General features: G+C 60.0%; 9 protein-coding genes. All 9 read left to right on the top strand.

Annotation, left to right across the window (positions count from 1 at the left end; genetic code table 11):
- Window positions 1-148 (top strand): arginine deiminase family protein (locus AAAX35_RS03855; protein ID WP_349116811.1); only part of this gene is annotated, 148 nt, incomplete at its 5' end.
- A gap of 105 nt (window positions 149-253) precedes the next feature.
- Window positions 254-1,249 carry an ornithine carbamoyltransferase gene (argF, locus tag AAAX35_RS03850; RefSeq protein WP_099431521.1) on the top strand — a complete coding sequence of 332 codons (996 nt, stop codon included), beginning with the start codon at window positions 254-256 and terminating at the stop codon, window positions 1,247-1,249.
- A gap of 147 nt (window positions 1,250-1,396) precedes the next feature.
- Window positions 1,397-2,875, top strand: coding sequence for a YfcC family protein (locus tag AAAX35_RS03845; protein ID WP_349116807.1), 1,479 nt, complete (start codon window positions 1,397-1,399; stop codon window positions 2,873-2,875).
- 532 nt (window positions 2,876-3,407) lie between these two features.
- Entirely contained in the window at window positions 3,408-4,889 is a 1,482-nt protein-coding gene (locus AAAX35_RS03840; protein ID WP_006234276.1) for a DUF1846 domain-containing protein, read from the top strand.
- Window positions 4,890-5,139: 250 nt separating this feature from the next.
- Entirely contained in the window at window positions 5,140-5,478 is a 339-nt protein-coding gene (locus AAAX35_RS03835; protein ID WP_118094077.1) for a hypothetical protein, read from the top strand.
- Between the two features lie 178 nt (window positions 5,479-5,656).
- Window positions 5,657-7,318, top strand: coding sequence for a CTP synthase (locus tag AAAX35_RS03830; protein ID WP_349090125.1), 1,662 nt, complete (start codon window positions 5,657-5,659; stop codon window positions 7,316-7,318).
- Window positions 7,319-7,320: 2 nt separating this feature from the next.
- Window positions 7,321-8,262 (top strand): site-specific tyrosine recombinase XerD, encoded by a 942-nt coding sequence (gene xerD / locus AAAX35_RS03825; protein ID WP_349090126.1) that lies wholly within the window; start codon window positions 7,321-7,323, stop codon window positions 8,260-8,262.
- Window positions 8,263-8,725: 463 nt separating this feature from the next.
- Entirely contained in the window at window positions 8,726-9,160 is a 435-nt protein-coding gene (locus AAAX35_RS03820; RefSeq protein WP_035137949.1) for a division/cell wall cluster transcriptional repressor MraZ, read from the top strand.
- A gap of 20 nt (window positions 9,161-9,180) precedes the next feature.
- Complete coding sequence (gene rsmH / locus AAAX35_RS03815) at window positions 9,181-10,146, top strand: 16S rRNA (cytosine(1402)-N(4))-methyltransferase RsmH (RefSeq protein WP_349116806.1); 966 nt, start codon at window positions 9,181-9,183, stop codon at window positions 10,144-10,146.
- Window positions 10,147-10,164: the final 18 nt, after the last annotated feature.

Below are 10,164 nucleotides of genomic sequence, written 5' to 3'. Positions count from 1 at the left end.
GATCTGCGTCTACGCCCGCAACACCGTCACCAACGACGTGCTGTACAAGGAGGGCCTGGACCTTCTCGTCGTGCCCTCCGCCGAGCTCTCCCGCGGCCGCGGCGGCCCGCGCTGCATGAGCATGCCCCTCTGGCGCGAGGACCTCTAAGTCTTTCCGTTTCCGGTGCGGTCCCCCTACAACCGCACCGGTTTCGCCCGTCAAACGGGCAACACTAATACTTACGTAATTCATTTTTTCGAAAGGAAACGAACCATGGGTGTTAACCTCTCCGGCCGTAGCTTCCTCAAGCTCCTCGACCTCTCCACCGAGGAGATCGAGTACTTGCTCAAGCTTTCCAAGAACTTCAAGGACATGAAGCGCGCTGGCGTTCCGCACCGCTATCTCGAGGGCAAGAACATCGTCCTGCTCTTCCAGAAGACCTCCACTCGTACCCGCTGCGCCTTCGAGGTCGGCGGCATGGATCTGGGCATGGGCGTCACCTACCTCGATCCCGGTTCGTCGCAGATGGGCAAGAAGGAGTCCATCGAGGACACCGCCCGCGTTCTCGGCCGCATGTATGACGGCATCGAGTTCCGTGGCTTTGCCCAGGACGACGTCGAGGAGCTCGCTGCCAAGTCCGGCGTGCCCGTGTGGAACGGCCTGACCACCGAGTGGCACCCCACCCAGATGCTTGCCGACATCCTGACCGTCCAGGAGAACTTCAACTACGACATCAAGGGTAAGACCCTCGTCTTCATGGGCGACTGCAAGAACAACGTTGCTCGCTCCCTCATGGTTGTCTGCTCCAAGCTCGGCATGAACTTCGTGGCCTGCGGCCCCGAGGAGTGCATGCCCGCCGACGACGTCATCGAGGCCTGCAAGCCCATCGCCGAGGCCAACGGCTGCACCATCAAGCTGACCACCGACGTCAAGGACGGCGTCACCGGTGCCGACGTTATCTACACCGACGTGTGGGTCTCCATGGGCGAGCCCGACGAGGTCTGGGCTGAGCGCATCGCTCAGCTCACCCCGTATCGTGTCACCTCCGAGGTCATGGCTATGGCCAACCCGGGTGCCATCTTCCTGCACTGCCTGCCCAGCTTCCACGACACCAACACCACGATTGGCGCCGAGAAGTGCGAGCAGTTCGGCATCACCGAGCAGGAGGTCACCGACGAGGTCTTCGAGAGCCCCGCTTCCAAGGTCTTCGACGAGGCCGAGAACCGCATGCACACCATTAAGGCTGTCATGTACGCCACGCTCAAGTAAGAGCATCTAGCATCTCGCTCGGGGTGTCTTGCTGCACACCCCGAGCGGCTTTGTCTGGTAAATATCTCGCGTCGGGCGGTGGGCACGGCACGGAAGATCCGCTTCGCGCGAGAAAGTTAAATGATTTATGAAGGGGGGATGAGAACTATGACTGAGACCGCTAAGAAAAAGCGCGGTATGCCTTCATCGTTCACCATTCTTCTTGCTCTGCTGGCAATTGTTGCAGTTGTTACCGTTATCGTCTCCGGCACGTCCGGCGGCGCGGTTACTGCCGCCCGTCTGAGCGATTTCTGCACCGCCCCGATTAAGGGCTTCGCTGACGCTCTGCCCGTCTGCCTCTTCGTTATGATCCTGGGCGGCTTCCTCGGTATGATGACCGAGACCGGCGCTCTGGACAACGGCATCGCCGTCCTGGTGCAGAAGCTTAAGGGCAACGAGATCATGCTCATTCCCGTGCTGATGCTCATCTTCTCCCTCGGTGGTACCACCTATGGTATGTGCGAGGAGACCGTTCCCTTCTACGCCCTGCTCGCCGCTACCATGATGGCTGCCGGCTTCGACCCGATGGTCGGCGCCGCTACCGTCCTGCTCGGCGCTGGCTGCGGCTGCCTCGGCTCCACGGTTAACCCGTTCGCCGTCGGCGCTGCCGTCGACGCCCTGACCGGCGTTGACATTGCCGTGAACCAGTCCATCATCATCGGCCTCGGTGCCGTCCTGTGGCTTGTTACCACCGTCATGTCCATCGTCTTCGTGATGAACTATGCCAAGAAGGTCAAGGCTGACAAGGGTTCCACCATCCTCTCGATGCAGGAACTCAAGGACGCCGAAGAGGCACATGGCAAGGCTGCTTCCGAGGTCCACAAGGAGGTCAAGCTCACCGGTCGTCAGAAGGGTGTTCTGATCGCCTTCGCCTTCACCTTCGTCGTCATGATCGTCGGCTTCATCCCGCTGGCCGACCTCAACGAGGGCGTCGCCAACTTCTTTGACGCTGGCGCTGTCTACGACGCCGACGGTAATGCCGTCGTCCAGGGCTGGTCTGCCCTGATCACCGGCCTGCCCATTGGCCAGTGGTACTTCGACGAGGCTTCCACCTGGTTCTTCCTCATGGCTATCCTGATCGGTATCATCGGTGGCCTGTCCGAGAAGCAGATCGTCAACACCTTCATCACCGGCGCTGCCGACATGATGTCCGTTGTTCTCGTCATCGCCCTCGCCCGTGGCATCTCCGTCCTCATGGCTAGCACCGGCCTCGACGTTTACGTCCTCGACGCTGCCGCCAATGCCCTGGCTGGCCTGTCCGGCGTGATCTTCGCTCCCATGAGCTTCCTGGTCTACTTCGGCCTGTCCTTCCTGATCCCCTCGACCTCCGGTATGGCCACCGTCTCCATGCCCATCATGGGACCGCTGGCTGTTAAGCTCGGCTTCTCGCCCGAGGTCATGGTCATGATCTTCTCCGCCGCCATCGGTGTCGTGAACCTGTTCACCCCGACCTCCGGCGCCATCATGGGCGGTCTCGCCCTGGCCAAGATCGAGTGGACGACCTGGCTCAAGTTTGCCCTTAAGCTCATCGTCGCGCTCTCCGTCGTCTGCGCCATCATCCTGACCGTCGCCTGCGTGTTGCTCTAAGTACCCAACGGGTACCCCACGGAAACCTTGACGATCCTGTAAAGGATCATCTGGTCATCGTCTGTCCGGTGGGGTCAACCCACCGGTAGACTCCTACCTTTAGCCCCCTCCCGTTCCGTGCGCGGGAGGGGGCGCTCTCATGTTGCGCGGTTCTACGAACCGCGCAACCAGTCGACGCTGTGCGCCGCCCAGGACGACAATTTGTCATTCAAAAGGCAAGGCATGACCAGAAGGTCTATGCCTTGCCTTTTTCATGCCAACTTGTACGTCCTGGACGTCGCTCGCTGACTTATGCTCAACCTGCGACGTTTCTGTTGTTGGTGCAAAGGGATCAGGTTACTTTGCGCCAAAAGGGGAAGTTGCGGTGGAATAGTTCCTGTTTGGCCGTCATGAGGGGTTAAACAGGAATTATTCCACCGCAACTTATCGGTGGCGTGTTTGGTTGGTGCCTGTTGATGGTCTGGGTATCGGGGAGGGCGGGCTCCGTTATAATCGCCTAGAACATTAAATGGAAACGGGACGGGAGCCATATATGCGCCAGGGTTTCGACAACGCGAAGTATATCGAGCTGCAGGCCGCTCATATTAAGGAGCGCATCTCGCAGTTTGGCGGCAAGCTGTATTTGGAGTTTGGCGGCAAGCTGTTTGACGACTATCACGCGAGTCGCGTGCTGCCGGGTTTTGAGCCGGACAGCAAGTTCCGCATGCTCAAGAGCATTGCCGACGACGTCGAGGTCATCATCGCCATTAACGCGAACCACATCGAGAAGAACAAGGCTCGCGGTGACCTGGGCATTACCTATGACGAGGACGTTTTGCGCCTGGTCGACCTGTTCCGCGGCAACGGTTTTGCTGTCGCGGCCGTGGTTATCACCCAGTACGCCGGCCAGCCCGCCGCCGATGTGTTCCGCAATCGCCTGAACGCGCTCGGCATTCCTGCCAAGCTGCACTATCCCATCGAGGGCTATCCGCACGACGTCGACCTGATCGTGTCCGACGACGGCTATGGCAAGAACGAGTTTGTCGAGACCACTCGTCCGCTCGTTGTGGTCACCGCTCCCGGCCCTGGCTCGGGCAAGCTCGCCACCTGCCTGTCTCAGCTCTATCACGAGCACAAGCACGGCACTGCCGCCGGCTACGCCAAGTTCGAGACTTTCCCGGTTTGGAATCTGCCCCTCACGCATCCGGTCAACATCGCCTATGAGGCCGCCACGGCTGACCTCGACGATGCCAATATCATCGACTCCTTCCACTTGGAGGCCTACAACAAGACCACGGTCAACTACAACCGTGACGTCGAGGCCTTCCCGGTGGTCCGTGCTCTGATGGAAAAGATCCTGGGCAAGAGCCCCTACCAGAGCCCCACCGACATGGGCGTCAATATGGTCGGTTTTGCCATTACCGATGACGATGCCTGCCGCGACGCTTCCAAGATGGAGATCGTCCGCCGCTACTTTACCGCGGTCGAAAATGTGCGCCGTACCGGCGTGGGCGATGAGCAAGTCGACCGTCTCAAGATCATTATGAAGAAGGCCGGTATCGACAAGAATTACTCGCCGGCACGCTCGGCCGCCCTTACCAGGGAGCAGCTGACAGGTGGCCCCGTAGGCGCCATGGTCATGCCTGATGGCTCCGTGGTGACCGGCAAGACTTCCACGCGCCTGGGCGCCGCGAGCTCGCTCATCATGAATGCACTTAAGCATGTCTCGGGCGTTGACCTTGAGCTCGAGGTCATTAGCGATGAGGCGATCGAGCCTATCAGCAAGCTCAAGACGCATTTCCTGGGTAGCAAGAACCCGCGCCTGCACACCGACGAGACGCTTATGGCGCTCTCGATCACCTCGGCAACGAGCGAGACGGCGGCCCGCGTCCTTTCGGGCTTGGAGCAGCTGCGCGGCTGCGATGCCTTCTTTAGCGTGATCATCTCGCCGACGGACGAGACGGTGTTGCGCAAGCTGGGCATCAACGTGTGCTGCGAGCCCAAGTTCGAGCGTCGTGGTTTCTTCCACCGCTAAGCCTGGAGAAATTGGTCTGAAAGGGGCACATCGGGTATACATTCGGTGTGCCCCTTTTATCAACAAAAGCTACCGTTTAACCTAAAATTAGCCCGTTTACCTGCCTATAAGCGATTTGGGCGGTATACAATAACCCTAATTGTTTCATCCTTTTGCGGGGATGCCGCATGATGGATGTTGCCGGCCATCATGGGGTGTGCCGGTCGCGCACGGTGCAAGTGATGCCCGTGCCCGGTTTGAGGAGGCTGCCATGGCTGGCAAGGGTCGTGCGAGTGTCAACGATATGAAGCGTGTCGAGGTGCAGGTGCTGATGGAGATCGCACAGCAGTCCGAAGACAACGGCGGATTTTATGGCTTTTCGCGAAAGACGCTTGCCGAGCGTGTGGGGGTGTCTCCGTATCGCGCCCGCGCGGCAATTGAACGCTTGGAATCCGAAGACATCATTGAGGTCGTCTCGCGCTACAGCGACGACGGCGGCCAGCTCGCAAATGGTATTTGTCTTACGGAGCGTGGCGAATGGTATCTGGAGGGCATCCGTGCCGGTATGCTCGTGCAGGACTTGATCAAGGACGAAGTCGCCGATCGATAATGGCGCGCATTCATAGTGGAAACGACGCCGTCTGGGCAACCGGACGGCGTTTTGTTTCGAGATGGAGAAATGCGATTGCGCGTAAGAAAAATTGTGTGCGGCGCGCGTCGCGAGTATTACAATGAAGACCCGTAAGATGTGTATGGACAACTTCTACGGGAAGCGCAGGTAACTCAATATGACCAAGCATGTGTTCGTGACCGGCGGCGTGGTTTCGTCTCTGGGCAAGGGTATTACCGCGGCCTCGCTGGGCCGTCTGCTCAAGTCGCGCGGCTACAAGGTAACGATGCAAAAGGCCGACCCGTATCTGAACGTCGACCCCGGCACCATGAGCCCGTTCCAGCATGGCGAGGTCTTTGTGACCGAGGACGGCTACGAGTCCGATCTGGACCTGGGCCACTACGAGCGCTTTATTGATGAGAACCTGACCCGCGATTCCAACTTTACGACTGGTGCCATCTATAAGAGCCTGATCGCCCGTGAACGTCGCGGTGACTTTTTGGGCGGCACCGTGCAGGTGATTCCGCACGTCACGAACGCCATTAAGGATAAGTTCCGTCGTATTGAGGAGCAGACCGGCTCCGACGTGGTCATCACTGAGTTGGGCGGCACCATCGGTGACATCGAGTCGCAGCCGTTTGTCGAGGCCATCCGCCAGTATCGCAAGGAGGCCGGCCCCGAGAACGTCTGCTACATCCACGTGTCGCTCGTTCCCTATATCGCCGCCGCCCACGAGGTCAAGACCAAGCCGACGCAGCACTCCGTCAAGGAGCTCCGCAGCTTTGGTATCCAGCCCGATATTATCGTTCTGCGCTCCGATCACCATATCGACGATGCCATCCGCGGCAAGATCGCAAGCTTCTGCGACGTCGACACCGACTGCGTCTTTACCAACGAGGACTGCGCGAGCATCTACGATGTTCCGCAGCTGCTCGCCGAGCAGGACTTTGACCTGCGCATTTGCGAGCGTCTGGGTCTGGACCCGCGTGAGCGCGACATGAGTCAGTGGAACGAGTTCCTGCGCAAGCAGAACCATGCCAACCAGCACGCCGACAAGGTGAAGATCGCCGTCGTGGGCAAGTATACGCAGCTGCCCGATGCCTACCTGTCGGTTATCGAGGCCCTGCACCATGCGGGCGTGTTCTACGATCGCCACGTTGACGTGCAGCTGGTCGATGGCGAGAGCCTCGACGAGCAGAACGTCTCCGAGGTCCTGGGTGACGCCTCGGGCATCTTGGTCCCTGGCGGCTTTGGCAAGCGCGCCCTGGAGGGCAAGATCCTCGCGGCCGAGTTCGCCCGCGAGCACAAGATTCCGTATCTGGGCATTTGCCTGGGTATGCAGGTGGCCGTGTGCGAATTTGCCCGCAACGTGGTCGGCCTTGCCGGTGCCAGCTCTTCCGAGTTCGATCCTGATGGCCCGTATAGTGTCATCGACCTGATGAGCTCGCAGGAGGACGTGACCGAGAAGGGTGGCACCATGCGTCTGGGTGCCTATCCGTGCAAGCTTGCTGCCAATTCCCTCGCGCGCGAGGCCTATGGCGAGGAGCTCGTCTACGAGCGTCACCGTCACCGTTTTGAGTTCAACAACGCCTTCCGTGACCAGCTCGAGGACGCCGGTCTGGTTATCTCGGGCCTTTCGCCCGACGAGCGTCTAGTCGAGATGGTCGAGCTGCCGCGCGACGTACATCCGTGGTATGTGGCCACCCAGGCTCATCCCGAGTTCAAGAGCCGTCCGACCAACCCGCAGCCGCTGTTCCGCGAGTTCGTGCGCGCCTCGATTGGCCAGCATGAGGGTGTCGACCGTCTGCAGGTGACGCCCAAGAACCTCGCTACGGACTAAGGGTGCCGGAGAACCAGGAACATACCGAAGCTACTCCCTCGTCGCTTGCTGTGGTGGCGGGGGAGTATCTCGATTACCTTGCGGTCGAGCGGGGTTTGGCGCGCAATACGATTGCGGCCTACCGTCGTGACCTGACGACGTACTGCGCCTATCTGGAGCGGGCTGACATTGCGTCTTTTGAAGATGTGAGCCGTCAGGTCGTGGAGAGCTTTGTTGCCGATCGCCGCGACGGAGGCTATTCCGACGCCTCGGTGGAGCGCGCGCTTGCTGCCGTGAAGGGCCTGCATGCCTTTTTGGTGCGCGATGGGGCCGTGGCCCAAAACCCGACGGCGGCGTTGCGCCTGCCCAAAAAGGCAGATCGCCTGCCGGAATACCTTTCGGTGGAGGATGTCTCGGCACTGCTCGATCAAGACTTTCCCGAGGGCGAGATGGGGCTGCGCGATCATGCCATCTTGGAAGTGCTTTACGGTTGCGGCTTGCGCGTGAGTGAGCTGGTTGGGCTCGATGTGGGCGATATCCATATCGATGACGGGTTTGTCCTGGTGCGCGGTAAGGGCTCCAAGGAGCGTCTGGCCCCGTTGGTGGGAAGCGCGGCTCGCGCCCTGACACACTATATAGGTGACGGGCGCACTCTCCTGGCCGCCCATGCTCACGGGACGGAGACCTCGGCGGTCTTTTTAAATAAGAACGGACGTCGCCTGTCGCGCCAGGCCGTGCATGCGATATGCGAGCGGTACGGGCGCCAGGTGGGGCTGGTGGGGCTCCACCCCCACACCCTGCGCCACTCCTTTGCCACCCACATGCTCGCGGGCGGTGCCGACTTGCGTGTACTGCAGGAGATTTTGGGCCATGCCGATATTTCGACCACGCAGGTCTACACGCATGTCGACCGCACGCAACTGACCGAGGTCTATCTGGCGGCGCATCCGCTGGCACATCGCTAGCACCTCGCTGACCTGCATATTTATAAATATTAAAGGGGATGGGCCCCAGATTGCCGAGACGCACTTTTGCGCGCATGGGCAATCTGGGGCCCGTCCCATTTTTCGCCAGACACCGACGCGGTGGTGGGCCGTGTGTACCGTGGGTGGGAGGAGTTTGGGGGCGATGTGAACGGCGTGTAAAGGGACGTAAAAATCGCCTCAAGGTCAACTTGAAGGTTGAGGTTCGCGGGCGTGGTTCTACAGGTGGCATCCCACCTTTGCTGCAAACACAACATATTGTGTTTTCGAACATATGCTCGGGGGTGTTTTACAACATATTGGGGGTGGAGTGGTGGGGCGGGGTGGGGGAAGGGGTGGGGAAAGGTGTTGAAAAATGGGGCGGTTCCCCATATTATTGATGACGTCGACAGGCGGGGTGGTTCCCCGCGTACGTGCCATCTGAGTAACCGAGGGGAGGGCGCACATGGGAATGACGGGTGCATACGAGCGCAATCTCGATGCAAAAGGTCGTCTATCCCTGCCTGCACCCCTTCGCGAGGAGCTTGGAGAGCACGTTCGCGTGTTCAAAGCCCTGGATGTCGATGCTCTGTACGTGTTCTCTGCCGAGGCCTTCGATAAGTGGGTCGAAGGACTCTTCGCGGGTCGTGAGGGCCACGAGGGTTTTAACCCGCGTGACATCAACGACCAGAAGCTCATGAGGGCGATTAACAAGCGCACCACGTCGATGGATGTGGACAGCGCGGGTCGTATCGGTCTTTCTGAGTCTCTCCGCAAGCAGGCGAACCTCGACCGCGAGGTCACGGTTGTGGGCAACTACGACCACCTTGAGGTTTGGGACCGCGCTACGGCCGATGAGGACGATGACGACGAGGCCCTGCTGGACCTCTTCTTCTCGTAAGGGCAAGGCACGAGTAACGGATGGAGCGTGGGATCTTGACACAAGAATATCGGCATGAACCTGTCATGCTCGGCGAAGTGCTTGAGTCGCTGCAGCTAAAGAGCGGCTCCGTCGTCTGCGACTGCACCCTTGGCGGTGCCGGCCATTCGGTAAAGATGGCCGCGCAGGTGGGGGAGACCGGCCTTTTGCTCGGCGTCGATCAGGACGACATGGCCCTCGAGGCCGCTGGCGCCCGTCTGGACCGCGAGGTTCCCGGCGTACCGCACCAGCTGCTGAAGGGCAACTTCGGCGACTTGGACGAGCTGCTTTGCTCGGCCGAGGTGCCCGGGGTCGATGGCTTCCTGTTCGACTTGGGCGTTTCGTCGCCGCAACTCGATATCCCTGGCAGGGGCTTTTCGTACAACGAGGACGCCCCATTGGACATGCGGATGGATCCGGGTAACAACACCTTAAACGCAGCTGAGGTCATCAACACCTATAACGAACACGACCTCGCCCGGATTCTACGCGTCTATGGCGAAGAGAAGTTCGCCTCGCAGATCGCGCGTGAGATCGTGCGCCGCCGCGAGCATGAGCCGATCGAAACCACAGGCCAGTTTGTCGAGATCATCAAGGCTGGTATCCCCGCTGCCGCTCGTCGGCATGGCGGACACCCAGCCAAGAAAAGTTTCCAGGCCATTCGCATCGAGGTCAATCACGAACTCGATGTGCTCGAGCGAGGGCTTGACGCCGCCACAAGGTGGCTCAACCCGGGCGGACGCATCTGCGTCATCTCGTATCACTCGCTCGAGGACCGTATCGTAAAGAACCACTTTAAGGAGATGAGCCAGGGGTGCACGTGTCCGCCGGAGATTCCGGTGTGCGTGTGCGGCAACGTGCCGATACTCAAGGTCATCACCCGCAAACCCCTGGTTGCCCAGCCTGATGAGGTTGAGCGCAATCCTCGGGCGAGATCAGCCAAAATCCGCGTGGCGCAGCGTCTGTAGGCGCGACCGCGCGATATT

The organism is Collinsella sp. CLA-ER-H11 (genome assembly GCF_040092445.1).
In the GTDB taxonomy this organism is placed as follows: Bacteria; Actinomycetota; Coriobacteriia; order Coriobacteriales; family Coriobacteriaceae; genus Collinsella.
This window is presented reverse-complemented; position numbering and strand designations above follow the sequence as displayed.

Coding starts and splice junctions, on each gene's coding strand:
- argF (WP_099431521.1), top strand. CDS start 254: ATGGGTGTTAACCTCTCCGGCCGTAGCTTCCTCAAGCTCCTCGACCTC.
- AAAX35_RS03845 (WP_349116807.1), top strand. CDS start 1,397: ATGACTGAGACCGCTAAGAAAAAGCGCGGTATGCCTTCATCGTTCACC.
- AAAX35_RS03840 (WP_006234276.1), top strand. CDS start 3,408: ATGCGCCAGGGTTTCGACAACGCGAAGTATATCGAGCTGCAGGCCGCT.
- AAAX35_RS03835 (WP_118094077.1), top strand. CDS start 5,140: ATGGCTGGCAAGGGTCGTGCGAGTGTCAACGATATGAAGCGTGTCGAG.
- AAAX35_RS03830 (WP_349090125.1), top strand. CDS start 5,657: ATGACCAAGCATGTGTTCGTGACCGGCGGCGTGGTTTCGTCTCTGGGC.
- AAAX35_RS03820 (WP_035137949.1), top strand. CDS start 8,726: ATGGGAATGACGGGTGCATACGAGCGCAATCTCGATGCAAAAGGTCGT.
- rsmH (WP_349116806.1), top strand. CDS start 9,181: ATGGAGCGTGGGATCTTGACACAAGAATATCGGCATGAACCTGTCATG.